The organism is Nocardia sp. NPDC059691 (genome assembly GCF_042733915.1).
Lineage (GTDB): Bacteria > Actinomycetota > Actinomycetes > Mycobacteriales > Mycobacteriaceae > Nocardia > Nocardia sichangensis.
This window is the reverse complement of sequence record NZ_JBHWFB010000002.1, coordinates 355623-381350: the sequence shown is the minus strand read 5'-3', so window position 1 is coordinate 381350 and position 25728 is coordinate 355623. Positions and strand designations below refer to the sequence as shown.

The following is a 25728-nucleotide window of genomic DNA, read 5'->3' as shown; positions in this document are numbered from 1 at the left end:
CTCGATCACAAATCCGCCTCCATCGCCGGGAGTACCGCGGTCGACCTTCGAGGCGGTCGTCCACCTACCGCTCATGGCATCCAGGAGCCGCAGGCAGACCGGCGAACCGGTCGGCGAGGAAGTTCATCGCGCCCGGCGCCTCACCGATCGCCGTCGGGTTGTGGGTGGGCAGCATCGAGTGCACCGAGGTGACGGTCGCGCCCAGGGCGCAGTACCGGCCGACCAAGTCGGTGAAACCCGCTACAGGGATCACGTCGTCGGTGCGGCTGTGGTACAGGTACATCGGCGCCACCGGCGCGCTGCCGCCGAGTTCCTGAACTTCGGTGGCGGCGCGAAATGCCGGGTGCGAGAACACATCGGGCACAGCGGCGAAGTCGGCGACCTGCGCGCCCGCGTATATCGGCACCAGATCGGACCCGCAGGCCGCGCCGTTCTCCACCAGCGCCGCGCGCCCCTGCTCGTTGAGCAAGTCCAGCACGCCCCCGGCAGGATCGTTGCGGGCGAGCGCGAACAGGATGAGCAAAGCGAGCCCGGTCTGGATGGTGCCGTCCGCGTCGGCGGCTATGGCGGGCCAATCCGCGGGAATCCCGCCGGAAGTGATGCCGGCGAACCGGACGTCCGGTGCGTACCACGGCTGCAGCTGCGCGGCCCACAGCGTGGCGAACGCTCCGCCGGAGTAGCCCCAAGTGCCGATGGGCGTCGCGGGCCCGAGCCCGGCTTGCGGGAGATCACGGGCCGCCCGGATGCCGTCCAGCACGCCGCGTCCGGAGTTCACGCCATCCAGGAAGCGGGACCGCGGCCCCTCGTAGTCGCTGACCACCACCGCCCACCCGCGGCGTAGCGCCTCCGCCATGAACGGCGTGTCGATCAGCGTATTCACCGCGCCGGAATCCCAGCCGCCGCGCAGCGCGAACGACGGCGCGCAGCGCGTGCCGAGACTGTCCTCGGCCACCTGGTACGACAGCAGCGGCCGGGAGCCGGGCCCGAACCACGGCAGCATCGGGACCAGGACGGTCGCCAGGTCGGCGACGGGATCTTCGCTCGAGTCGGTGCTGCGGTATTTCACCTGCCATGCCGAAATCGGCAGGGGCAACCCGAACAACGCGATCGGCCGGGAATCCAGCACGGCGCCGTCGTGGTAGCGCGCGAGATCCGCGGGGGCGGCGTAGAACGGGTCTCGATCCGGCGGCGGTAGCTCGGCGTGTGCCGCAGGCGCGGCGGCCAGACAGGCGGCCAGCACGAGCAAGGCGGCCAGCAGAACCCGCGGGATCGTCGTGCGCACAGATCGGTCGCGCGCCTGCGCGATGACAGGCACTGCATCGGCGTCCTTCATCAGAGCCTCCCCAGTTCCGGCGAGGCGGCAGATGTCCCGGCGCGGTCAGCGGCGGCTCACCTGACCTCCAGGCTTTCCACGGTACTGCCGGGCCGACCGACCCGGCAACGGTCTATCGCAGGTCACACCCACCGCCGCCGCTGTCCGTGCGGCTGGTTACAGTGTTGGCCAAAACATCCCCAGCGCAAGCGAATAGCTGTCCGGCGCGACCCCGCCCGCAGCGCGAGCGCAACGAAGAGGAGTAGCCGAGCATGCGGCATGGCAACAGACTGGACATCCCCGAAGGACTCGCCGATGTGTGCGCCCCGGACCGGATGGCCGTGATCGTCTACGACATGCAGGTCGGTGTGCTCAGCCAGTTGCCGGACGGCCCGGAGATCATCGAGCGGGTGGTGGGGGTGGTCGACGCGGCGCGTTCCGGCGGCTACCCGGTGGTGTTCCTACGCCATTTCTTCCTGCCCGAGCGGCTCAGCGGAACCTTCGCGCTGCGGATGGCCATGAGCTGGCAGCAGGTGGATTCGGTGGACAAGGTGCGCTTCATCCTGCAGCGCGACACCCCCGCCTTCGAGCTCGTGCCCGAACTGCGGCCGCGCGCCGACGAGGTGGTGTTCGACAAGACGTCGATGTCGGCCTTCGAAGGCACTCCGCTGGCCTCGATGCTGCGCGACCTGCGCATCGGCGCCTACGCGATCGCGGGCGTCGCGCTGGAGATCGGCATCGCGCCCACGGTCACGCATTCCACCGATCTCGGATTCGTGCCCGTGGTGATCAGCGACGCGGTCGGCGGCCGGGACAAGGAAGCCATGGCGCGGGCTTACGACGATTTCGAGTTCCAGGGCCACGCGCTCGTCACCGATATCGCGACCATCACCCCGCTGCTCACGGGCGCAGGCTGAGCCGCGAACGGGACCCGGCCCGTGCCGGGTCCCGTTCGACGATCACTGCTCCCGCAAGGCTTTCTTGGCCGCGTCCTGGGCGGCGTCCACCTGGCCGGAGTACTTGTTGCCCGTCTTCTCGTCGACGAGGTCGCCCGCCTTGTCGATGACCGCGTCCAGCTTGTCCGCGTTCTTCTGGGCCAGGTCCATCGCCTTACCCGCCAGGTTCTTGAAGTCCACCGTGCACTCCTCGTTTCGAGCTGGGAACAACCGCGCCCCAACCCTACCCAGCGCCGGGCGCCGGCCCGAGCCATGCGGGGTGCCACAAACGACCCATCTCGGTCCAGTTCATGAACCGCACGGTGCCACCGAGTTTCGGCGTCACCCACACCGCTTCCTTGCGTTCTTCGGCGGTGAGTTCGTTGTCGAACGGCGAGGTCTTGCGTTCCAGCGTGCGCAGCCGCGCGGCCAGCTCCCGCATGTCCGGCTCGCTGAACCCGGTCCCGACCCGGCCGACGTAGTACAGCAGACCGTCGTGGGGAATGCCGATCAGCAGCGACTTGAACTCCCGTGCCGCGCTGCGCCGCCACCCGCCGATCAACACCCGCTGAGTGCGCCAATTGCGCTGCTTCACCCAGGCGTGCCCGCGTTTGCCAGGTAGGTACACCGAGTCCTTGCGTTTCGCGACCACGCCCTCCAGCCCGTGCTCCTGGCTGTAGCGCAAGGCATCGGCGCCCGAGCCGTCCAGTCGCGGCGGCACCACCAGCGACGGCGCGTTCGCCGCGAGCGCCTCCAAGACCCTGCGGCGATCGGCATATCGTTTGCGCAGCAGCGACGTACCGTCCAGGTACAACACGTCGAACGCGACGAACACCGCACGCGCCGCGTCGGCTTGCAGCAGACCGAGATTCGCGACGCCGTGATCGTCGAAGACGACGGCCTCGCCGTCCAGCACCACCTGGTGTGCGGACAGTTCCCGCCGCAACGCCGCGATACCGGGATAGCGGTCGGTCACCACGTTCCCCGCCCGGCTGCGCAAAGTCAGCGCGTCGTTGTCGATCTCGGCGATCAGCCGGAAGCCGTCCCACTTCGTCTCGAAGCACCACTCGTCGGCGCCGAGCTCGGCGACCTCGCCGTGCGTCGCGAGCATCGGCGCCAGACCGCGCGGAAGCGTCGCGGGCCCGTTCGACGGACGGATGATCCGGCCCGGCGGCTCGTCCGGCTCCTCCCGCGGTTCGGCGCCGTTCCGCGCGCGCATCAGATGCATCAGCCACTGGTTGCCGTTGGTCTGAATCAGCGCGTACCGGCCGTTGAGCCGCTTGCCGTGGAATCGCACGATGACCTCTTCGTCGCGCCACTTCTCGGTCTCGTAGGTGCCGGAGTCCCAGATCGTCATCTCCCCGGCGCCGTACTCGCCTTTCGGGATGGCGCCGTGGAAGTCGAGATACTCCATCGGATGGTCCTCGGTGCGCACGGCCAGACGGTTCTGGTCGGTGGAGATCGGCGGCCCTTTCGGCACCGCCCAGGACACCAGGACCCCGTCGCGCTCCAGCCGCACGTCCCAGTGCAGGCGTCGCGCATGATGTTCCTGCACGACGTAGCGGTTGTTCGTCCCCGGCGCGGGCGACTCGGCGGGTACCGGTTCGGGTGTGCGGGACGGATCGCGCATCGACCGATACTTGGTCAACGCGTCGGGCGAGGACGCAGCGTCCCGCGCGATCCCCGGATCCAGCTCGGCGAGCAGATCGCCGTCGGACCGATACCTGGCCAGCACCTCGTCGAACCGCAAGTGCCGCAATTTCTTCCGGTTCTCGATCTCCTTCCACGTGCGCGGCGCCGCGACGTTCGGCTCGGCCCGTCCCCGCATCGAATAGGGCGCGATGGTGGTCTTGGCCGGGTTGTTCTGGCTCCAGTCCAGGAATACCTTGCCGCCGCGCGCCGCCTTCGCCATCGTCGCCGTGACCAGGTCTGGTTGCAGCCGTTGCAGATTCGTGGCCACCTGTTTCGCCACCGTGGACGCGCCGCCCGAACTCAGCGCGCGATCCAACGGCACGTACAGGTGAATTCCCTTACTGCCGCTGGTCACCGGGAACGCGTGCAGCCCGATGCCCTCGACCATCTCGCGCACCGCGAGCGCCACCTCGGCGCATTCGGCGAGCCCGACGCCCTTGCCCGGGTCCAGGTCGAACACCAACCTGGTCGCCGGGCCCATGCTGTCGTCATCGAAACGCCACTGCGGCACATGGACTTCCAGCGCGGCCTGTTGCGCGATCCAGGCCAGCCCCGCTTCGGAATCGATCAGCGGATAGACGACCTTGCGATCGGAATGGCGCAGGGTGCGCCGCTCGATCCAGGGGGGCGCGTGCGACGGGAGATTCTTCTCGAAGAAGGAGGGTTCGTCCACCCCGTTGGGCCAGCGTTTCCGGGTGACCGCCCGCCCGGCGATGTGCGGCAGCATGGCGGGCGCGATCGCCGAATAATAGGCGATCACTTCGCCTTTGGTCGTTCCGGTGGCCGGGTACAGCACCTTGTCGAGGTTGCTCAGGTCAACCTCGATACCACCGAACTCGCGGCGGGCCGCCATATCCGAAGTGTAGCGGCGGAGGCCGCGGTGCGGCCTCCGCCGTGGGCTCAGGCGTGCGGTCCGGACTGATCCGGCGGAACCACCTTCTTTGCGGCCTCTTTGCCCTTGGCGATCTGGTCCGAGTACTTGCCGTGCGTCTTCTGATCGATGAAGTCACCGGCCTTGTCGACCGCTTGATTTATCTTGCCTGCGTTCTTGGCCGCCGCGTCCTTCCCCTTGTCGACCAGGCCCTTGACCGTATCCGCGAAACTCATCGCCGTGATCCTTCCTGTCGCCGATTCTCCGGAGTCGTTCAGCCGATATTCTCCCACCACGTATCCCCGGGTGGGGCGCTCGACGGGTCCACGCGCTGTCCCGGCATCGGCACCGCGACGTCGGTGCCCGCCGCCCGCGCCGCCGCCACCATGCGCGCGACCGGCTCGGACCAGCCGTGGAAGGCGAGATTGAAGGTGGCCCAGTGAATGGGCACCAGCAATCCGTGGCCGGGATTCCCGCCGCACAGGTCGGCGTGTGCCCGGACCGCCTCCTCGGGATTCATGTGCACGTCCGGCCAGCGCTCGTCGTAGGCGCCGATCGGCAGCAGCGTCAGATCGAACGGGCCGAGCGCCGCACCCGCCTCGGCGAACGCCTTGGTGAAGCCGGTGTCGCCGCCGAAGTAGGCCCGCCGGGTCGGACCTGCGATCGACCACGAGGCCCACAACGTCGTGTTGCGCAGCAGGCCGCGCCCGGAGAAATGCCGTGCCTCCGTGCAGGTGATCGCCAGATCCACGCCGTCGCGGTCCCGGCCGAGCTCGGCTAGCGTCACCGAACCGCCCCAGTCCAATTCGACGATGCGATCCTCCGGGACACCCCAGTGCCGCAAGTGCGCGCCGATACCGATCGGGACCAGAAACGGTGCGCTCTGGCGGGCCACCAACTCCCGGACGGTCTCCTTGTCCAGGTGGTCGTAGTGGTCGTGGGAGATGAGTACCGCGTCGATCGGCGGCAGGTCGGCCAGCGGCTGCGGCACGGGATGCATGCGCGCCGGGCCGACCAGCGGCGACGGCGAAACGCGCTCGCTCCACACCGGATCGGTGAGGATCCGGTACCCGTCGACCTCGATCAACGTCGTGGCGTGGCCGTACCAGGTGACGGCGAGAGCGGCCGCCGTGTCCGGTTGCTGCGGCGTCCGCAATGGGATGCTGCCCCGCGGCCGGCCCACGTTGCGCTGGGTCAGCGCCGAGACCAGCAGTGAGGGAGCCGAACCGGCGACCACTTGGCTACTGGGCTCGGTGTTGTGGAACTGTCGATCGCGATAGGTGGCCGCACCCACCGCGTACGGCTGGATCGCCGAGATCGAAGCGCCCATCGCCGATGGGATGTCCCACACCGCCCGCACCACCCAGGTGAGGCCGAGCGCGCCTGCCGCGGCGCCCGCGATCCGTCTGATGTCCATCATCGCCCCACAAACTTCGCGGGGCGCTTTTCCTGCCTGGCCAAACGACCCTCCTTGGCGTCCTCGCTCGTCCACGCGGCCTCCAGTGCCGCGCGCTGCTGCGCGGTTTCCGGATCGCGCGTTCCGTCGTCATTGAGCACCAGCTTCATGTGCCGCAGGGACAGCGGGGCCAGCGCCGCGATGTGCTTGGCCCAAGCCTGCGCGTCGGCCACGGTGCCGATCCGGTTGGCGAACCCGAACGCGTAGGCGTCGTCGGCCGATATCTGCTCGGCCCCCAGCAACACCGTCCGCGCCGGACCGCCGCCGATCAAAGCGGCGAGCCTGCGCACGGTCCACCGATCGACGGTGATGCCCAGTTTCGCCGCGGGGACCGCGATGTACGCCTCCGGCGCGATCACCCGCAGGTCGGAAGCGAGCGCCAACTGCACACCGGCGCCGATCGCGGCGCCGTTGATCGCCGAAATCACCGGGACCGGGGCCGATTCGATGGCGTGCAACATTTCCAGCAATCCGGACAGGAAATCGCCCGAATACACCCCGGACAAGTCGGCGCCCGCGCTGAACACCGGGCCCCGCCCGGTCAATACGATGGCCCGGGCCTGGTCGGCGACCGCGGCGAGCACTGCCTCGCGCAGCAGTGTCACGAGTTCGTGATCGAGCGCGTTGCGGCGCTCCTCCCGCTGAAGTTCGATGGTGACCACGTCACCATCGCGGCTGACCCCGAGCATGCGACCTCCCCGACTGAACGGTCCGTCTGTTCTCTTCACTCTGCCACAGCGGACCACCCGTTCCACGCCGGGCGATACGATCACCGGCTGTGCCGACCGACTTCGACATCCTGGTGATCGGCGCTGGTCAGGCGGGGCTCTCGGCCGGATACCACCTCCAGCGCCTCGGACTGCGTCCCGAGCGGCACTTTCTGCTCGTCGATCGGTCGCCCGGCCCCGGCGGCGCGTGGCAGTTCCGCTGGCCCTCCCTCACCCTGGACACGGTCAACCGTGTGCACGATCTGCCCGGTATGTCGTTCGCCGAGACCTTGCCGCCCGGTTCGTCGTCCGTGTCCGCCGCGACCGCCGTGCCGCACTACTACGAGCTGTACGAGAAGCGATTCGACCTGCGCGTGCACCGGCAGGTATCGGTCACCGTGGTCTGCGACCGGACCGAGGAAGGCGCCCCCGCCGAGCGGGGTGCGGTGCTCAACGCGGAGACCGACACGGCGGGCACGATCCGGGTACGCGGCCTGATCAACTGCACCGGCACCTGGGAGCGTCCGTTCGTTCCGCACTACCCCGGGGCGCAGACCTTCGCCGGTCGCCAGCTGCACACCCACGACTACCGCACTGCCGAGGAGTTCGCGGGCGAGCACGTCGTGGTGGTGGGCGGCGGTATCTCGGCGGTCCAGCTGCTCGACGAGATCTCCCGAGCCACCACGACGACCTGGGTCACGAGGACACCGCCGCGCTTCCGCGAGAACACCTTCACCGAGGCGGCCGGCCGCGCCGCGGTCGCGATGGTCGAAGACCGGGTGCGGCGTGGGCTGCCGCCGGGATCGGTGGTCTCGGTCACCGGGCTACCGCTCGATGACCGGCTACGGGCGGCGCGGGCCCGCGGCGCGCTCGCCCGCCTGCCGATGTTCGAACGCATAGAGCCCGACGGGGTGCGGTGGGCCGACGGAACCTTTCAGCGAGCGGATGTGATCCTCTGGGCCACCGGCTTCCGCAGCGCGCTGGACCACCTCGCGCCGCTGCGACTGCGCGGTCCCGGCGGCGGCATCACCATGTCGGGACGGCTGGCCACCCGTGTGGCCGCCGATCCACGCATCCACCTGATCGGGTACGGACCGTCGGCCAGCACGATCGGGGCCAATCGAGCGGGGCGCGCGGCGACCCTCGAACTCACCGAATACCTCGGACTGCGCTGACCGGCCCCGGGGATTCCCGCGGTCAGTCGATCAGGCCGTAGGTGAACCGGTCCGGGTCCGGACCGATGCGCGCACCGGCATCCAGGCCGTTGATCGCGTCCATCTGCTCCGGCGTCAGCTCGAAACCGAATACGTCGAAGTTCTCGGCGATCCGCGATGGTGTGACCGACTTGGGAATGACGATGTTGCCCAATTGCAGGTGCCAGCGGATGATCACCTGCGCCGGGGTGCGGCCGACCTCGGCGGCCACCGCCGCGATGGTCCTCTCGTCGAGCAAGGTGCCCTGCCCGAGCGGGCTCCACGCCTCGGTGGCGATCGCGTTGCCCGCGTGGTACTCGCGCAGCTCGCGTTGTGCCAGCCTCGGGTGCAGCTCGACCTGGTTCACCACCGGGATCTCACCGGTCTCGGCGATGAGCCGTTGAATGTTCGCGACCGTGAAGTTCGAGACGCCGATCGACCGCACCCGGCCATGCGACTTCAGGGCCTGGAAGGCACGGAAGGTATCCACGAAGCGGTCGGCCTCGGCCACCGGCCAGTGGATGAGGTACAGGTCGAGGTAGTCCAAGCCGAGCCGCTGCAGGCTCGCGTCGAACGCGCGCAGCGTGGAGTCGTAGCCCTGCTCGGCATTCCACAGCTTGGTCGTGACGTAGATCTCATCCCTGGGCAGGCCGGATTCCCTGATCGCACGGCCGGTGCCCTCTTCGTTTCCGTAGATCGCGGCCGTATCGATACTGCGATAGCCGACCTCGAGCGCAGTGGTGACGGCCGAGAAGACGTCCTCGGAGGGCACTTGGAACACGCCGAAGCCGAGCTGCGGGATCACGTTCCCGTCGTTCAGCACGATCGAGGGAACGGTGCTGGTCTCGCTTTTGAAGGTCACATTCCGACGGTAGAAGTGTGGCGGCGAACCGTCAATCACGCACTCGGGTGTGTTGGCTTGTAATTTGCTGGGACCGGGGGCTTGCGGACCGCGGACTTTCCGCGTTCACCGCGGTCAGCTCGTCGAGCCGGGCAACCCGAGCCGCCGGTACCGCGTCTGCCGAGCCGTCGGCAACTCCGATTCCGGACGGGCGCGCAAGGCCGCCAGTTCGTGCGCGACCGCGGCGACCATCCGGCGGGCGAAGTCCACCGGCTCGTCCGCTGCGTCGGGCAATTCCGGCACGATCCGGTCGACCACGCCGTCGGCCAGCAGGTCAGGGGCGCTGATCCGTTGCGCCGCAGCCAATTCCGCAGCATGATCGGTGTCACGGAAGACGATGGCGCTCGCTCCCTCCGGCGGCAGCGGGGCCAGCCACGCATGTGTGGCGGCGAGCACCCGGTCGGCGGGCAGCAGCGCCAGCGCGCCGCCGCCGGTGCCCTGGCCGAGCAGCACCGACACGGTCGGGGTATCCAACGTCACCAGATCGGCTATGCAGCGAGCGATCTCGGGCGCCAGGCCGCGTTCCTCGGCCTCCTTCGACAGCGCCGCGCCTACGGTGTCGATGACCAGAACCAAAGGCAGCCGCAACTCCTGAGCAAGCGCCATACTGCGCCGCGCCTCGCGCAGCGCCGCCGGACCCATGGTGTTCTCACCCTGCTGTCCTCGCCGATCGTGCCCGAACACCACACACGGCTGCCCGCGGAAACGGCCGAGAGCGAGCACGGCGGTGCGATCGGACTCGCCCTGACCGGTGCCGCTGAGCGGAACTCGTTGCGTCACATGACGAAGGAGATCCCGAATGCCGGGACGCTCCGGGCGGCGGGAGATGAGGACCGACCGCCACACCCGATCGTCCGCGGCGCGATCACATTCGGCATCGGACTGAATCGACTCTGTCGCAACGTCGTTCGAATGCGGAGCAGATACCGGCCAGTGCGGCTCCGATGCCGCGATCCGCTCGGAACTCCGTCCAGCAGCCGAATCCGGCAATTCGATGCCGCTGAACACACTCAACGCGCGATGGGCGATACGGCGGAAGACCGGAATCGTCAGAACGCCGTCGATTACGCCGCGCCGATACAGGTTCTCCGCGGTCTGCACGCCTTCCGGGAAAGGTCTGCCGTACAGGGCCTGATAGACCCGAGGGCCGAGAAACCCGATGAGCGCCCCGGGTTCGGCGAAAGTGATGTGCCCCAACGAACCCCACGACGCGAAAACGCCGCCCATCGTCGGGTTGCGAAGGTAGACGACGTAGGGGTACCCCGCCGACTTGTGCGCCGCCACCGCACCGGCGATCTTCACCATCTGCACGAAGGCGACGGTGCCCTCCTGCATCCTGGTCCCGCCGGAGGTCGGCGAAGCGACCAACGGCAGCCCGAGTTCGGTGGCGCGCTCGACCGCCGAGACGATCCGCTCCGCCGCCGCGACACCGATCGAGCCGGCCAGAAATCCGAACTCGCAGGCGATCACGGCCACGCGCCGACCACGCAGCAGCCCTTCGCCGGTGAGCACCGATTCGTCGGTGCCCGCCGCGACGGCCGCCTTCCGCAAGGCATCGCGGTACCGCGGAGAAACGGCCACCGTCACCGGCGGCCGGTCCCAGCTGACGAACGAGTCCTTGTCGAGCAGTTGCTCGAGTAACTCTCGCGCCGAAGTACGCACCGGGCGAGCCTATCCGGCACTACCCAATGCTCCGGCGAGCCGCGCGAGCACTCAGTAGCCCTGCATCACCTTGCGCAGCGCGTACTCGGTGAGCGCGACCAGGGCCTGCTTGGCCGGCTCCCGGCGACGGGCGTCGATGGACATGATCGGCACATCGGCAGGCACGGCGAGCGCCTGCCGGATGTCCTCGATCGGGTAACGCGGCGCGTCGTCGAATTCGTTGAGCGCCACCAGGAACGGTAGGCCGCGCGCTTCGAAGTAGTCGACGGCCGCGAAGCTGTCCTCCAGCCTGCGGGTGTCGACCAGTACGACGGCGCCGATGGCGCCCCGGATCAGGTCGTCCCACATGAACCAGAATCGGTACTGGCCGGGCGTGCCGAACAGGTACAACACGAGATCGTCGGCGAGACTGATCCGGCCGAAGTCCATCGCCACGGTGGTGGTCGATTTCATCGGGATGCCGGTCAGATTGTCGATCCCGGCGCTGGCATTGGTCACCAATGCCTCGGTGCGCAGCGGAACGATCTCCGAGACAGCACCGACCAACGTGGTCTTCCCGACACCGAAGCCACCCGCGACCACGATCTTCGCCGATGTTGGCTTACTGGTACGAGTGTCGACCTGCGCCGTCGAATCAAATACGCCGGAGTCCACTGAGAACCCTTTCGATCAGCTCGCGACGCTCATCGTCGCTGGAATCGTCTTTCAAAGTCGCCGAAACGCGCACGTGCCCGGCCTCGATCAAATCGGCCACGAGCACACGGGCCACCCCGATAGGGATACCCAATCGGGCTGCTACCTCGGCAACGGACGGCGATTCTCTGCACAACTCCACGATTGACGTCTCGATGTTGGTCAGTTCGAACTGCCGCTCCAGGGCGACCGGATGCGATGCGACGAGAGCCTCCAACGCCAACTCGACCGCGGGCCTGGTGCGGCCTGCGGTCAGCGAGTACGGCCGTACGAGGCTGGGCTCGACGCTTCCCACGCGGTGATCTTCTATGTCCATCCCACCATCAGGAACCCATCGTGACGCGTGGTGTGGCCTGAACAGTCTGGCCAACCCGCTCGACCAACAGAGCCATCTCGTAGCCGACCTGACCGATGTCACACGAAGTGTTGGTCAGCACAGCGAGATAGGAACCGTCGCCGACAGCCATGAGTAGCAGGTAACCGTGCTCCATCTCGACGACGGACTGCAGCACGGTACCGCCCTCGAACAGGTTCGAGACGCCGACTGACAGGCTGGCCAGACCGGCCGTGACGGCCGAGAGCTGTTCGGCGCGGTCGACGGGCAGTTGGGCACTCGCGGCCATGAGTAGGCCGTCAGCCGAGACCAGGACAGCATGGGCTACGCCAGGAACCTCGTTGGCAAAGTTCGAAACCAGCCAATCCAGCTGACGATTCGTACCACCTAGATCGGGGTTCATCGGTCTCCTTTATCTCCGGTTAGGTTCATTGCTCTCATTGCGCGGCCATCCCGGACGCCCTGCTGGTGACGACTCAAGCTGGACCTGATCGTTTCTGGGTCGCGGCGCGGCGCCCGATCCGCCGCACCGCTGACGCCGCCGGGGACAAGCCTTCCGCCCGGATTGCGTTGCGGCAACCCCGCCGCCGTTTTCGTCTCCGGCTGCGCCTCGCTGGCCCGGCGAGCCGCTTGCCAACCCTCGTCACCCGGCGATTCGAAGGAGGCAGCCACCTGGGACCTATCCGTGTTGGGATCCGACAGCCACGCCGACATCATCTCGGCGAAGATCGGCGTTCCGCCCATCGACGCTCCCGACTCGTCCGCGGGCTGCAACCTGGTCTGGAAGAACGAGGCCGTCTTGGCCGGGTTGGACCGGAAGCTGTGCTTGCCGGGATCGCGCCCCGGCGAGGCGGCAGGCTGCTCTGGGCTCGCGGCGTGCTGGCCACCGCGATCGCGCTGCGGCAGCGCGATACCCGGCGGCACGGGCTGGCGCTGCGGCGCCTGAGCGCCCGGCTGCCGCTGCGGCAGACCGGTCAACCCGCTCTCGCGCTGCGGAAGGCTCGACGGCGCGGGCGGACGCTGCGGCAGACCGGTGGCCGCGCCCGCGTCCCGCTGCGGCAGACCGCTCGCCGTCGCATCTCGTTGCGGCAGACCGTTGCCGACGGCAGGCAGCGCGCCGGAGCCCGGCTCCCGCTGCGGCAAGCCGTTGGCGGACTCACGCTGCGGCAGACGGTGAGCACCGGCATCCCGCTGCGGCAGACCGTTGCCGGGTTCACGCTGCGGCAGACCGGTGGGCGCCGCATCGCGCTGCGGCAGGCTGGGCGTGGGCTGCCGCGATGGCAGACCCGTCGCACCCGATTCACGCTGCGGCAGGCCGGTGGCACCCGATTCACGCTGCGGCAGGCCGGTAGCGCCCGGCTCACGCGACGGCAGACCCGTCGCACCCGATTCACGCTGCGGCAGGCCGGTAGCACCTGGCTCACGCGACGGCAGACCGATGGATGGTTCACGCGACGGCAGACCCGTAGCACCCGGCTCACGCGACGGCAGACCCGTAGCACCCGGCTCACGCGACGGCAGGCCGATGGACGGTTCACGCGACGGCAGGCCGATGGACGGTTCACGCGACGGCAGACCCGTGACACCCGGCTCACGCGTCGGCAGACCTCCCGCCGCCGACTCACGCTGCGGCACACCGTTCGAACCCGGCTGCCGCTGCGGTAGGCCGGTGGCGCCTGGCTCACGCGACGGCAGACGCGTCACACCCGGCTCACGCGTCGGCAGACCACCCGCCGCCGACTCACGCTGCGGCAGGCCGCCAGATGCGGAGTCGCGCTGCGACAAGCCACCCAAACCGGAGTCGCGCTGTGACAAACCACCCGCGGCCGATTCCCGCTGCGGCAGACCGCCGGAGGCGGACTCACGCTGGGGTAGACCGCCCAAGCCGGATTCCCGCTGCGGCATGCCCTTCGAAGCGTCTCGCGGCGGCACGCCGTTGGTGCCCGGCTGGCGCTGCGGCAGACCGGTGCTCGGCTGCGGCACGCCGTTGGCGCCCGGCTGACGCACCGGTAGCTCGCCCGAGTTCGGCTCACGCGACGGCAGGCCGGTACCGGACGACTCGGCGGGCCCACCAGGCTGGCGCGGCGGCGGACCGCCGGGGCTGAGGTTGCGCTTGGGCAGGCTGGCCGCGGCGAGCTTGCCACGCTGCGGACCACTCGGCGCGGGCTGCCCCGGCGCGGGCCGCAGACTCGTGGCCGACTGCTGGTTCTCCGAGCGCATACCGGACGACGTCATCGCCGAACCCGGCTGCCGCTGCGGCAGTCCACCCGGTCCGGTGGGGATCGGTCCGCTGGACGAAGCGGTGGGCTTGGCGCTCACGGCCGGAATCGGGCCGCTCACCCCGGGATCGACGGTGACCATGACATTGCCCCCAGGAGTCCGCTGGACGGCCCGCATCTGCATGGACGACGGCGCCGACGGACGCTGTGGAGCGGCGGCCTGCGGCGAAGGCTGCGGGGTGACGGGCTGCCCCGCGCTCGGTTTGCCCGCGACGATGAGTCCGACGGGCACGTGCACGGTCACCGTCACGCCCGGATCGCGCGCGGTGTCGAAGGTCGGCCGCAGCCGCACGGTGAGACCGTGCCGCTCGGCGAGCCTGCCGACCACGAACAGACCCATGTGCCGGGCCGTGTCCGGCCCCGGCTCGGCGGTCTGCTCCAGACGGCGGTTGATATCGGCCATCTCGGCGGGCGGCATACCGATGCCGCGGTCGGCAACCTCGATGAGCAGTCCCTGATCGTGCGCCTGCGCGAACGTGAACTTGACGTCGGTCTCCGGCGGCGAGGCGCGCAGCGCGTTGTCGAGCAACTCGGCGAACAGATGCGCGAGGTCGGAGGCGGCGGGTTCCTTCAGCGAACCGCGCGGCGTAGCGCCGAGCTTCACGCGCTCGTAGTCCTCCACCTCGGAGATCGCGGCGCGCAGCACGTCGGCGATCTCGACCGGGGCGGACTTGGCGCGGCGCTGCCTGGTGCCCGCGAGAATCAGCAGGTTGTCGCCGTTACGGCGCATACGGGCGGCGAGATGGTCCAGCCGGAACAAGTTCTCCAGCAGGCGCGGGTCCTTCTCGTCGTACTCCATCGCCTCGATGAGCGTGAGCTGATGGTCGACGAGCGACTTCGACCGCCGCGCCAAGGTCTCGAACATGTCGTTGACCTGCGAACGCATCTTCGCCTGGTCACTCGCCAGGCGCAGCGCCTGGCCGTGGATGTCGTCGACCGCGCGGGCGAGCTGACCGATCTCCTCGGTGCTACGCACCGGCATCGGCTCCAGCGGCACCTCTTCCGGCGAGGCGCCGGTGCGGAGCTGGGCGACCTCGTGCGGCAGGTCGCTCTCGGCCACGCGCAGCGCGGCCAACCGCAGCCGGTGCAGCGGGACGATCATCGAGCGGGCCACGAAGACCGCGAGCAGCAGCGCGGCGAGGATGGTCGCGATGACGACCGCGGTATAGGTCCACGCGTCCCGCTGGGCGGTGGTCACCAGCGAGTCCATAGCGGAGTCGATGTCCTTGGTCGCCTTGCCGACGACGTGCTCGTACACCGCGAGGCTGTCGGTCAGCGACTTCTTCAGGTCACCGACCGGAAGCTGGCCCGCCTGCGATTGCGGGCTGGTCAGCAGCGCGATCCTGGTGTCGATGCCCGCGCGCAGGTCGGCGATCGAGGTGTCGCCGTCGGCGAAGCGGTGCGCGAGCACGTTGAGCAGCGCGCGCTCGGTGTTGGAGGCGATGAGGAAGTTCTGGACGCCGGACTGCTGGGAGCGAAGCACCTCAGGGAAGGCCGCCAGCTCGCTGACCAGCGTGGCACGGGTGTTGAGCGAGTCGACCAGGCGCAGTTTGGCCGCGTCCACCGCGGTGTCGCTGACCTGGCCGACCGTCGTCTCGACGATCCGGACGCTGTCGCTGCGGACGCGGTCGATCAGCGCGAGGGTGTCCGACGGCGGGCCGGTGGAGACCGACTTGCCCTGGGCGCGCACCCCCTTGGCCTGGGTGAGCATGCTGTCGATGGCCGCGCGCGCGCCCGGTACGCCGTCGAGTTTGCCGACCGCCTTCTCGGCGTTTGCGATCGCCTTGTCCAGGTCCGCCAGGTTCTGGTCGGTCACCACGGACTGGTTGGATCCCAGCGAGATCATCTGCGAGCCCGCGGTGGTGGCGGTCTGCGCGCTGAGCGCGGTGACCGAGGGGATGGCGGCGACGTTGTCCGAGACGTCGGCGAGCCGGTTCGAGTCCGCGAACTCCGACGAGATCCTGGATACGCCGAGGCCGACCGCGACCGCGAGAGGCACGGCGAGGACCGCCGTCACCTTCCAGCGCAGGTCCCAGTTGCCCAGCGCCCAGCGGCTACTGCCGGAGCTAGCGGCGTCACGCATCTCCCACTCACTTTCCAAACTGGCCTCTACCACGCGCCATCAACCGAACCTCCACAATCGCGTGCTTGGCTCGACAGGTGGAGCTGGCCGAGAGCTGCGGCTGGCCGAGAAATTGCGTCTACGACGGCCCAAATAAGTGACATCAGATTCTAACGGATCAATAACTTCTTGGGTGACGGGGCGTGATGTCGCGATCATTGACCTGCCGGTTCCAGGCAAAACCAAAGGTAGCGGCACCCACCCGGGCGTCGCGTGAAGTCTGCCACAATCAACCAGATCTATCGAGGCGGGCATCGAGGCGAGGCTAGGGAGTCACGGGGTTGAACGTGCGGCACGAGTACCGACCGGCCTACCAGACCAGCTTGGTGGATCCAGCCGAGTTCTGGGCCGGCGCGGCCGAAGCGATCGACTGGGACGTGCCGCCGACGCAGATCGTCGACAGCGGCGCCCGCCCGGTAGCCAGGTGGTTCTCCGGCGCCCGGCTCAACACCTCCTTCAACGCGCTCGACCGCCACGTCCACCCCACCACCCCGGACTCGCCGAGCCGCGCCGATCAGCCCGCACTGATATACGACTCGGCTATGACCGACGCCACCGTTGTCTACACCTACGCCGAGCTGCTCGACGAGGTGTCGCGGTTCGCGGGGGCGATGGCGCGGCTGGGCGTCGCCGCGGGCGACCGCGTGGTGATCTACCTGCCGATGATCCCCGAAGCGGTGATCGCGATGCTGGCCTGCGCCCGCATCGGCGCGGTGCACTCGGTGGTGTTCGGCGGCTTCGCGGCCCCGGAGCTGGCCGCGCGCATCGATGACGCCGAGCCGGTGTTGATCATCACAGCGTCCGGCGGCCTGGAACCGGGCAAGCAGATCGAATATCCGCCCATCGTGCTGCACGCGCTGGATCTCGCCGAGACGACCGCGCCGCGCACGGTGATCGTCAAGCAGCGGCCGCAGTTCGACACGATCCACTTTCCCGCGCCGCAGCCCGCCACCGAGTACCTGCCGAGTTCGGCGGAGACCGTGGCCGCGCAGTGGCTCGACTGGGACGACGCCGTCCGCGACGCGCCGCGGGCCGACCCGGTGTCGGTCGCCGCGACCGATCCGCTCTACATCCTCTACACCTCCGGCACCACCGGGAAACCGAAGGGCGTGGTCCGCGACAACGGCGGGCACGCGGTCGCCCTGGCCTGGTCGATGCGCAACATCTACGACGTCGACGCGGGCCAGGTGATGTGGGCCGCCTCCGACGTGGGCTGGGTGGTCGGACACTCCTACATCGTCTACGCGCCGCTGTTGGTCGGAGCCACCACGCTGCTGTACGAAGGCAAGCCGGTCGGCACCCCGGACGCGGGCGCGTACTGGCGGGTGGTGGACAAGCACAAGGTCGACGTGCTGTTCACCGCCCCGACCGCGCTACGCGCCATCCGCAAGGCCGACCCCGAGGCCGAGCTGGCCCACCGCCACGACCTGTCCTCCTTGCGCGCGCTGTTCTGCGCGGGCGAACGCCTGGACCCGGCCACCTACGCCTGGGCCGACGAAACCCTGCTCGCGGGCCGCTCGGACTGCCCCGTCGTGGATCACTGGTGGCAGACCGAGACCGGCTGGCCGGTCTGCGCGAACCCGCTCGGCCTGCAGCAGCTGCCGATCAAACCGGGCTCGGCCTCGGTACCGGTGCCCGGCTATCGACTACGCGTGCTCGATTCCTCCGGCAACGCGGTGGCGCCGAACACCGAAGGCAACATCGTCATCGGTCTGCCGCTGCCGCCCGGCACGCTGACCGGCCTCTGGCGGGACGAGGCCCGGTACGAGCGCTCCTATCTCTCCGCGTATCCCGGCCACTACCTCACCGGCGACTCCGGCTACTTCGACGAGGACGGCTACCTGTACGTCCTCGGCCGCAGCGACGACGTGATCAACATGGCCGGGCACCGGCTTTCGGCGGGCAGTATCGAGGCGGCCATCGCGGGGCACGAGGCCGTCGCAGAATGCGCCGTCATCGGGCTGCCCGACGAACTCAAGGGGCACCGGCCGCTGGCGTACGTGGTGCTCAAGTCCGGCGTCGACATCGATCCCGACCGGCTGCGCGACGAACTGATCGAGCGAGTGCGCACCCACGTCGGCGCGATCGCCGCGCTGCACGACGCCATCGTCGTGACCGCGCTGCCCAAGACCAGGTCAGGCAAGATCTTGCGCAAGACCATCCGGCAGATCACCTCCGGCGAGACTTTCGAGGTGCCTTCCACCATCGAGGATCCGGCGGTGCTGGTGGCGCTGGAGCAGCAGATCCGCGCGGCGCGTCCCGAATGGCGGGACCCGGCGCACAACACGGAGAACACCGACGACGTAGTGGCGCCGGACGTGGATCCGGTTGCGCCGTCCTGAGTTTCCGCACCGCCGTTAACGTCCTCAGAGTTTCCTCAGAGGATGTTCATGTCGGTGCCAGCAGTTCGAAATAGCCTCGAGACCGCCCGAAACCCCTCGATGATCTGGAGGCAGAGACATGAAACGTTCCGTAGGCCGCCCCGCCGTCGCCGCCGCGGCAGCAGGTGGAATCGCCACGGTCACGTTGCTACTGAGCCCCGCTATCGCCGCCGCGGGCCCGATGGAATACGCCGAGCCCCTGCTGACCTCGGACTGCTCGTTCGCCCAGGTCGACGCGGCCCTGCACGACAAGGCGCCGCAGCTGGCCGCGATGCTCGACGCGAACCCGAACCAGAAGGCCGAGTTGCAACGCAAGTTCGACCAGCCGGTCGAGCAGCGCAGGGCCGAATTGCGGCGGGCCATCGACGAGAACCCGGACGCGGCGCGCCAGGCGGAGAACGACCCGCGGACCGCGCAGTTGCGCGACACCATCCGCGTCGTGGCGGAGACCTGCCACAACTACTGATCCCGCGGAAACACGGGTGACTCGCCGGGCATTTCCGTATTCCGGCGGGTCATCCCCTGGTTCCGAACGCGAGTCCGCGCGCCGACTCGCACGACCGAAGATTCACGGAGGCGGGGAGCAGAATGGACGACGTGACCTCGACCTCGAACCCGACGGTTCTCGTCGTCGACGACGACGAGGACGTGCTCGCCTCGGTCGAGCGCGGGCTGCGTTTGTCCGGCTTCCAAGTCCTGGTGGCCAGGGACGGCGCACAGGCGTTGCGCAGTGTGAACGAGAACGCGCCCGACGCCATCGTGCTGGACATGAACATGCCGGTGCTCGACGGCGCGGGCGTGGTGACCGCCTTGCGCGCGATGGGCAACGAGGTGCCGATCTGTGTGCTCAGCGCCCGCGCGTCGGTGGACGACCGCATCGCTGGGCTGGAGTCCGGCGCCGACGACTACCTGGTCAAACCATTCGTGCTGAAGGAACTGGTGGTCCGGATCAGGGCGCTGCTGCGCAGGCGGTCGGACGTACCAGCCCCCGCGACCCCGGGAGCGGTCGCCATCGGCCCGCTCGAGGTGGACGTCGCCGGCTACCGCGCGCTGCTGCACGGCCGCGAGATCGAACTCACCAAACGGGAATTCGAACTGCTGTCGACGCTGGCCAGGAACGTCGGAGTGGTGCTGAGCCGGGAACGTCTGCTGGAACTGGTGTGGGGCTACGACTTCGCCGCCGACACCAACGTGGTGGACGTCTTCGTCGGCTATCTGCGCCGCAAGCTCGAGGTGGACGGCACTCCCCGGCTGCTGCACACGATCCGCGGCGTCGGGTTCGTGCTGCGAGCGCCGAAATGACGGTGCCCGCCGCCGCACCGCCGAAAACCCGTCGGCGCCGATCGTTTTCGCTGCGCACCCGCGTCGCGGGCGCGGCAGCCGCAGGCGCGATCATCATCGTGACGCTGATCAGCCTGATCAGCATCCGCGCCATCGAGCGCAACAACGTGCGGCAATCCGACCAGCAACTCGACGTCGCGGCGCGAATCGTGCTGATCGAGCCGCAGATCGCCGTCCGGTTCATCAGCCTGACCGGCTTGAACAACAACATGGCGGTGACCGTCCGGGACAACGGCGAGGTGGTCGCGAGCACGCCCACGGAACTGCCCGAGTTGCCCACCGGCTCCCGCACCGTGCCGGTGGGCGGTACCCCCTACCGGATCCTGACCACCACCGAGAAGCAGCCCGCGGGCCGCGTGGTCGCAATCGGCATACCCGCCGCGGACGCGGCCGAGGCCACCGCCGAGCAGCAACGATGGGTGCTCGGCGGCGCGCTGCTGGCCATCGCCGCCGCCGCCGGGCTCGGCTGGTTGCTCGCGGGCGCTGCGGTGCGCCCGATCGTCCGGCTCACCCGGCAGGTGGGCGCACGCAGCGCGTTTCCCGATCCGAGCAATCCGCAGGCGCCGGTGGAGGGCGCGGGCGTGCACGAGGCGGAGCAATTGGCCGACGCGGTGAACACCATGTTGCAGCGGGTGGACCAGGCGCAGGCGCAGACCGCCGCCGCACTGGAGACCGCCCGCGACTTCGCCGCCGTGTCCGCCCACGAACTGCGCACCCCGCTGACCGCGATGCGCACCGATCTCGAGGTACTGCGCACACTCGACCTGGACGAGTCGCAGCGGTCGGAGATCCTGGGCGACCTGCAACGCAGCCAGGGCCGGGTGGAGAGCACGCTCGCGGCGCTGGAGCGGCTGGCCACCGGCGACCTGACCAATGAGCGCGACCACGTCGCCACCGACGTCGGCGACCTGTGCGACCAAGCCGCGCACGACGCCATGCGGCACTTCCCCGGCCTGGTCGTGCGCATCGATTCCGACGCCGAGCTGGTCACCCGCGGCCTGCCCGCCGGGCTGCGGTTGGCGGTGGACAACGCGCTGGCCAACTCGGTCAAACACGGCGGAGCGACCGAGGCCCTGGTCTCGGCGCACCGTGTGCCCGACGGCCACATCGTGATCTCGATCGATGACAACGGGCGCGGCATCCCGCCGCAGGAGCGCGAGGCCGTCTTCGACCGCTTCTTCCGCGGCAGCCAGGCGAGCAAGGGTGGCTCCGGGCTCGGCCTCGCTCTGGTCGCTCAGCAGGCCCAACTCCACGGGGGCCGGGCCTATTTCGACGCGGGTACCCTCGGCGGCATCCGCTTGGTCCTGGACTTACCAGAGCGGCCGGCAACTTAGACAACTCTCAGAGAAACGCCAAGGGGGGCGCCATAACTCGCGTTTAGGGTCTGCGGCGTGATCGGAAAACGCGCCCGCTGGGGCCTTCTCGTCGTCGCCCTCGTCGCAGCTGGAGCGCTCGGCGCCGGGCTCACCGCTTGGACCGGGACGGATCGGGGGCCGACGGGGATCGCGCTGGTCAATGCCGATGCCGGGCCGACAGGGGCGCGCGTGGTCAAGGCATTGCAGGACGCGGGCGGCTACGAATGGACCGCCGCGGCGCCGGGTGCGGCGAACACCGACGACTACGCCGCGGTGATCACGCTGCCCGCCGACCTCACGGCGTCTATGGGCACTTTGGCCGGGCCCGAACCGAAGCGGGCCAAGGTCGCCGTGGACACGAACGAACACGCCGACGCCGACTTGGTGCACGGCGCGGTGACCGCGGTGACGCACCGGATCGGCGCGGCAGGCGTCGACGCCGCGCTCACCGCTGTCGCGCAGGCCAGGTCGCAGATGTCGCAGGTGCAGTTCAGCGCCCAGTTGCTCAACGCGGGCGTCGAGGCGGCCGCCGCGGGAGCCGACCAGTTCAGCTCCGGCGCCGATCAGTTGCTCGGCTTCCTGGAGTTCGCGAAATCCGGATCGGCGCAACTCACTTCGGCCATCGCGTTGCTGAACTCCACCGTCGACGGCGCTGCCGCGCAAGCGGGCCGGCTCGCCGCGGCCCTCGATTCGACCGGCATCACGATCGCGCAGGTGGAACGAACGGCGAACACGGTGAGCGGCGGACTCGACCAGATCCTGCCGCTGCTGCGCGCACTGCCGTTCGCGAGCGACCCGGCACTCGCCGACGTCATCGGGAAGCTGGAAGCGCTGCGCGGCGTGTCCGCGCAGGCGGGATCCCAGCTGACCGGCCTCGGCTCGCTCGTCGGCGGCGCGGTCGACCCCGACACCGATCTCGGCACCCTGCTCCGCACCGTCGTCGACCGCCTGACCAGCGCGAGCGCGCAACTGTCCGAAGGCGCGAAACTCGCCGAGGGCCTGCCGCAGCTCGCCGAACAGGGCGGCGCTCAACTGGTCGGCGCCATCGGCCAGCTCACCGGCGGCGTGAGCCAGCTACAGAACATCGTGCACAACCTGAGCACGCAAACCGACAAGGCGGTGGCCGCGCTGCCGCAACGTAGCAGCACCCAGCAAGCAGCGCTGGCAGCGGCCCTGACCGACCCGGTCGAGATCGTCAGGAAGTAGATACGACGATGGCCCGTCTTCTTCTACAGAAGACGGGCCATACGCGAGCCACAAGAGGGCCGCAACACGCGGCGCCGCAAGACTAGTTAGCGTTCAGCAGGTCGATCACGAAGACCAGCGTCTTGCCGGACAGGGGGTGACCGCCGCCCGCCCCGCCGTAGGCCAGCTCCGGCGGGATGGTCAGCTGACGACGACCGCCGACCTTCATCCCGGGAATGCCGTCCTGCCAGCCCTGGATCAGGCCGCGCAGCGGGAAGGTGATGGACTCGCCGCGGTTCCACGACGAGTCGAACTCTTCGCCGGATTCGAATTCGACGCCCACGTAGTGCACTTCCACGGTGCCGCCGGGCACGGCTTCTTTGCCCTCGCCCTCGATGATGTCCTTGATCACCAGCTCGGTGGGCGCGGGCCCTGCCTGGAACTCGATCTCCGGTTTGGTCATTCGGCTATCCCCTTCGATAGATGGTGGATGGATTTCGTCAGCGATTGTTGATCTCGCGGTAATCGCGAGCGCCGTAGCCGGTGTAGATCTGCCGGGGACGGCCGATCTTCAGCGGCTCGCTGTGCATTTCGCGCCAGTGCGCGATCCAGCCGGGGAGCCGGCCCATCGCGAACAGCACGGTGAACATGCGGGTCGGGAAGCCCATCGCCTTGTAGATGACGCCGGTGTAGAAGTCGACGTTCGGGTACAGGCGGCGCTCGATGAAGTAGTCGTCGGTGAGCGCGGCCTCTTCCAGGGCCTGGGCGATGTCGAACAGCTCGTCGTGGCCGCCGAGCTTGCTCAGGATGGCGTCGGCGTGCTTCTTGGCGATCGACGCGCGCGGGTCGTAGTTGCGGTAGACGCGGTGACCGAAGCCCATGAGCTTCACCCCGTCTTCCTTGTTCTTGACCCTGCGGATGAACTCCTTGACGTCGCTGCCGCTGGCCTTGATGCCGTCGAGCATCTCCAGCACGGCCTGGTTCGCGCCGCCGTGCAGCGGGCCCCACAGCGCGTTGATGCCGCCGGACACCGAGGTGAACAGGTTGGCGTCGGACGAGCCGACCAGGCGCACGGTCGAAGTGGAGCAGTTCTGCTCGTGGTCGGCGTGCAGGATGAGCAGCATGTCCAGCGCCGCGGCGACCTCGGGGTCCACCTCGTAGGGCTCGGCCGGGAAGCCGAAGGTCATCCGCAGGAAGTTCTCCACCAGGCTCAGCGAGTTGTCCGGGTAGAGGAAGGGCTGGCCGACCGACTTCTTGTACGAGTAGGCCGCGATGGTGGGCAGCTTGGCCAGCAGCCGGATGGTGGACAGCTCGACCTGTTCGGGGTCGCGCGGGTCCAGCGAGTCCTGGTAGTAGGCCGACAGGGCGTTCACCGCCGAGGACAGCACCGGCATGGGGTGCGCGTTGCGCGGGAAGCCGTCGAAGAACCGCTTCAGGTCCTCGTGCAGCAGGGTGTGCCTGCGGATGCGGTCGGTGAAGTCCTCGAGCTGGGCCTGCGTGGGCAGCTCGCCGTAGATCAGCAGGTAGCTGACCTCGATGAAGGTCGAGGCCGCCGCGAGCTGGTCGATCGGGTAGCCGCGGTAGCGCAGGATGCCCGCCTCACCGTCGATGTAGGTGATCGCCGACTTGGTCGGGGCGGTGTTCATGAAGCCCGGGTCGTACGTCACATACCCGGTGCTGGCCAGCAGCTTTCCCAGCTCGATCCCGTCGTTGCCCTCGGCGGCCCTGGTGACCGTCATCGGGAACTCGCCGCCGGGGTAGGAAAGGACCGGCTTGGCGTCGTCGTCGACGTTGATGATGTTCTCAGCGGGCACGGAAGGATCCCTCTCAGGCTAGAACCACAGGCACCGGCGCGGTGGCGCACGATGCGCTTGCCTCAACGCTAGCCGTTGGCCGACGCGGACAATACCGGAGGGTAGTCCTGCGGCGGCTCACAAACACGTCCCGGCGCGGTGAGGTCCGGTGGCTTCCGCGAAACGCGGTCGCCAAGCGTTAGCACTGCACGTCACACGGCGATTTCGGCAGGAGCGCGACCGACACGGTAACGCGTGAAGGCCGGAAACGCGACCGCCGCGATCAGCACACCCACCACCACGAGCGCACCGCCGCCCGCCGCGGCTACAGCGGTACCCAGGCTCGCTGCCGCGAAACCGTGGGCAACATCACCGATGCGCGGGCCGCCCGCGACCACCACGGTGAACACCCCTTGCAGCCGCCCGCGCAGCTCGTCGGTGGCCACCGTCTGCAGCATCGTGACCCGCAGCGCGGCCGAGACCATGTCCACCGCGCCACCGAAGGCCGAGCACACCAACGCAATCCACAGCCCGGCGCCGAGACCGACACCGTAGCCGGTGAGCCCGACGGCGAGGCCGAAGCCGACCATCGCCAGCCCCCACAGCGCGATGCAGACCAGGACCGCGAAGCCCTGCCTGCGGATGCGCGGAATCCACCCGGAGAACACGCCGCCGAGCACCGCGCCCGCCGACATCGAGGCGAACAACAGGCCGAGCGCGACGCCACCGGTCGCCGGGTCGCCGAAGGTCTCGTGCGCGATCTGCGGGAACAGCGCGCGCGGCATGCCGAACACCATGGCGATCACGTCCACCGCGAACGACGCCAGCAGCACCCGTTGCGTGGCGAGGTAACCGAAACCGTCCAGCACGGTGCGGAATCCGGCGCGGCGCACCGTTCCGGTCGGCGGCAACTCGGGCAGCCGCCAGACCGCCCACAACGTGGCCAGCAGCGCGACCGCATCGATCAGGTAGAGCGTGGCGAGCCCGACGACGGGAATGAGCACCCCGGCCAGCACCGGACCCGCGATGGCGCCGAATTGCATCACCGTCATGTTCAGCGAATTCGCGGCGGCCAGTTGGCCTTCCGGCAACAGGCGGGGGATGGTGGCGCTGCGGGTGGGCTGGTTCACCGCGAAGAACGCCTGCTGCACGGCGAACAGGCCGAGCACGAGCCACACGTTGTCCGCCCCTGCCACCGCTTGCAACCAGAAGGCCAGGGCGGTGAGGCCGGTGCCCGAGTTGGTGATCAGCAGGAGCCTGCGCCGATCCAGCACGTCGGCGAGCGCGCCGCCCCACAGGCCGAACACGATCAGTGGCACCAAGCCGAACAGACCGGCCAAGCCGACGTAACCGGAACTGCCGGTGATCTGGAAGATCTGCTGCGGAACCGCGACCACGGACAACTGCGCGCCGATCATGGTGACGATGCCCGAGCTCCAGAGGCGTCGGAAGTCCGGATTGCGCAGCGGAGTGGTGTCGGCGAGCAGTTTCACCGCCGCAGCGTAATCAGTCCTCC

The 25728-nt window shown here is 69.0% G+C and carries 22 protein-coding genes; 7 read left to right on the top strand and 15 right to left on the bottom strand.

Annotation, left to right across the window (positions count from 1 at the left end):
* Positions 1 to 64 precede the first annotated feature (64 nt).
* Positions 65 to 1333 carry a lipase family protein gene (locus ACFV2O_RS06140; protein ID WP_379250545.1) on the bottom strand — a complete coding sequence of 423 codons (1269 nt, stop codon included), beginning with the start codon at positions 1331 to 1333 and terminating at the stop codon, positions 65 to 67.
* A gap of 251 nt (positions 1334 to 1584) precedes the next feature.
* Between ACFV2O_RS06140 and ACFV2O_RS06135 the strand changes: the two genes are divergently transcribed.
* Entirely contained in the window at positions 1585 to 2229 is a 645-nt protein-coding gene (locus ACFV2O_RS06135; protein WP_379250543.1) for a cysteine hydrolase family protein, read from the top strand.
* Positions 2230 to 2271: 42 nt separating this feature from the next.
* Here ACFV2O_RS06135 and ACFV2O_RS06130 read toward each other — a convergent pair whose 3' ends face one another.
* The 5 genes from ACFV2O_RS06130 to ACFV2O_RS06110 are packed head-to-tail and all read right to left on the bottom strand — an operon-like array spanning position 2272 to position 6955.
* Positions 2272 to 2448 carry an antitoxin gene (locus ACFV2O_RS06130; protein ID WP_355074898.1) on the bottom strand — a complete coding sequence of 59 codons (177 nt, stop codon included), beginning with the start codon at positions 2446 to 2448 and terminating at the stop codon, positions 2272 to 2274.
* Positions 2449 to 2491: 43 nt separating this feature from the next.
* Entirely contained in the window at positions 2492 to 4792 is a 2301-nt protein-coding gene (locus ACFV2O_RS06125) for an ATP-dependent DNA ligase (RefSeq protein WP_379250541.1), read from the bottom strand.
* A 47-nt stretch (positions 4793 to 4839) separates the two neighbouring features.
* On the bottom strand, positions 4840 to 5046 hold the full coding sequence (locus ACFV2O_RS06120; protein ID WP_355074902.1) for an antitoxin: 207 nt from the start codon (positions 5044 to 5046) through the stop codon (positions 4840 to 4842).
* 38 nt (positions 5047 to 5084) lie between these two features.
* The gene (locus ACFV2O_RS06115; protein ID WP_379250847.1) at positions 5085 to 6227 is read right to left on the bottom strand and encodes an MBL fold metallo-hydrolase; all 1143 of its coding nucleotides are present in this window, start codon (positions 6225 to 6227) and stop codon (positions 5085 to 5087) included.
* The gene (locus ACFV2O_RS06110; RefSeq protein ID WP_379250539.1) at positions 6227 to 6955 is read right to left on the bottom strand and encodes an enoyl-CoA hydratase; all 729 of its coding nucleotides are present in this window, start codon (positions 6953 to 6955) and stop codon (positions 6227 to 6229) included. The genes ACFV2O_RS06115 and ACFV2O_RS06110 overlap by 1 nt, the downstream gene beginning before the upstream one ends.
* 89 nt (positions 6956 to 7044) lie before the next feature.
* Here ACFV2O_RS06110 and ACFV2O_RS06105 point away from each other — a divergent pair, with 89 nt between their 5' ends.
* Positions 7045 to 8148 (top strand): NAD(P)-binding domain-containing protein, encoded by a 1104-nt coding sequence (locus ACFV2O_RS06105; RefSeq protein ID WP_379250537.1) that lies wholly within the window; start codon positions 7045 to 7047, stop codon positions 8146 to 8148.
* Positions 8149 to 8170: 22 nt separating this feature from the next.
* Here ACFV2O_RS06105 and ACFV2O_RS06100 read toward each other — a convergent pair whose 3' ends face one another.
* The 6 genes from ACFV2O_RS06100 to ACFV2O_RS06075 form a co-directional block, all read right to left on the bottom strand.
* The gene (locus tag ACFV2O_RS06100; RefSeq protein ID WP_379250535.1) at positions 8171 to 9028 is read right to left on the bottom strand and encodes an aldo/keto reductase; all 858 of its coding nucleotides are present in this window, start codon (positions 9026 to 9028) and stop codon (positions 8171 to 8173) included.
* Between the two features lie 114 nt (positions 9029 to 9142).
* Positions 9143 to 10729 (bottom strand): carboxyl transferase domain-containing protein, encoded by a 1587-nt coding sequence (locus tag ACFV2O_RS06095; protein ID WP_379250533.1) that lies wholly within the window; start codon positions 10727 to 10729, stop codon positions 9143 to 9145.
* A gap of 51 nt (positions 10730 to 10780) precedes the next feature.
* Positions 10781 to 11383, bottom strand: a complete 603-nt coding sequence (locus ACFV2O_RS06090) for an ATP/GTP-binding protein (protein ID WP_355074914.1) — start codon at positions 11381 to 11383, stop codon at positions 10781 to 10783.
* On the bottom strand, positions 11364 to 11738 hold the full coding sequence (locus ACFV2O_RS06085) for a DUF742 domain-containing protein (protein WP_039795171.1): 375 nt from the start codon (positions 11736 to 11738) through the stop codon (positions 11364 to 11366). Before ACFV2O_RS06085 ends, ACFV2O_RS06090 begins: the two co-directional genes overlap by 20 nt.
* Positions 11739 to 11745: 7 nt before the next feature.
* A complete protein-coding gene (locus ACFV2O_RS06080; RefSeq protein WP_011207200.1) occupies positions 11746 to 12159 on the bottom strand; it encodes a roadblock/LC7 domain-containing protein in 414 nt (137 codons plus the stop codon).
* Positions 12156 to 16118 carry an ATP-binding protein gene (locus ACFV2O_RS06075; RefSeq protein ID WP_379250530.1) on the bottom strand — a complete coding sequence of 1321 codons (3963 nt, stop codon included), beginning with the start codon at positions 16116 to 16118 and terminating at the stop codon, positions 12156 to 12158. The genes ACFV2O_RS06080 and ACFV2O_RS06075 overlap by 4 nt, the downstream gene beginning before the upstream one ends.
* A gap of 320 nt (positions 16119 to 16438) precedes the next feature.
* Here ACFV2O_RS06075 and ACFV2O_RS06070 point away from each other — a divergent pair, with 320 nt between their 5' ends.
* From ACFV2O_RS06070 to ACFV2O_RS06050, 5 genes are all read left to right on the top strand, one after another.
* Positions 16439 to 18499 (top strand): AMP-binding protein, encoded by a 2061-nt coding sequence (locus tag ACFV2O_RS06070; RefSeq protein ID WP_379250528.1) that lies wholly within the window; start codon positions 16439 to 16441, stop codon positions 18497 to 18499.
* A 118-nt stretch (positions 18500 to 18617) separates the two neighbouring features.
* Positions 18618 to 19004 (top strand): hemophore-related protein, encoded by a 387-nt coding sequence (locus ACFV2O_RS06065; RefSeq protein WP_355074921.1) that lies wholly within the window; start codon positions 18618 to 18620, stop codon positions 19002 to 19004.
* A 122-nt stretch (positions 19005 to 19126) separates the two neighbouring features.
* A complete protein-coding gene (locus ACFV2O_RS06060; RefSeq protein WP_355074922.1) occupies positions 19127 to 19840 on the top strand; it encodes a response regulator transcription factor in 714 nt (237 codons plus the stop codon).
* Positions 19837 to 21213, top strand: coding sequence for a sensor histidine kinase (locus tag ACFV2O_RS06055; RefSeq protein ID WP_379250526.1), 1377 nt, complete (start codon positions 19837 to 19839; stop codon positions 21211 to 21213). The genes ACFV2O_RS06060 and ACFV2O_RS06055 overlap by 4 nt, the downstream gene beginning before the upstream one ends.
* 57 nt (positions 21214 to 21270) lie before the next feature.
* The gene (locus ACFV2O_RS06050) at positions 21271 to 22440 is read left to right on the top strand and encodes a hypothetical protein (protein ID WP_379250524.1); all 1170 of its coding nucleotides are present in this window, start codon (positions 21271 to 21273) and stop codon (positions 22438 to 22440) included.
* An 82-nt stretch (positions 22441 to 22522) separates the two neighbouring features.
* Here the strand turns inward: ACFV2O_RS06050 and ACFV2O_RS06045 are convergent, their stop codons facing one another.
* From ACFV2O_RS06045 to ACFV2O_RS06035, 3 genes are all read right to left on the bottom strand, one after another.
* Positions 22523 to 22882 carry an FKBP-type peptidyl-prolyl cis-trans isomerase gene (locus ACFV2O_RS06045; RefSeq protein ID WP_355074928.1) on the bottom strand — a complete coding sequence of 120 codons (360 nt, stop codon included), beginning with the start codon at positions 22880 to 22882 and terminating at the stop codon, positions 22523 to 22525.
* A gap of 37 nt (positions 22883 to 22919) precedes the next feature.
* Positions 22920 to 24233: a citrate synthase gene (locus ACFV2O_RS06040; protein ID WP_379250522.1), complete on the bottom strand. Its 1314-nt coding sequence runs from the start codon at positions 24231 to 24233 to the stop codon at positions 22920 to 22922.
* Between the two features lie 191 nt (positions 24234 to 24424).
* The gene (locus ACFV2O_RS06035; protein WP_379250520.1) at positions 24425 to 25705 is read right to left on the bottom strand and encodes an MFS transporter; all 1281 of its coding nucleotides are present in this window, start codon (positions 25703 to 25705) and stop codon (positions 24425 to 24427) included.
* Positions 25706 to 25728: the final 23 nt, after the last annotated feature.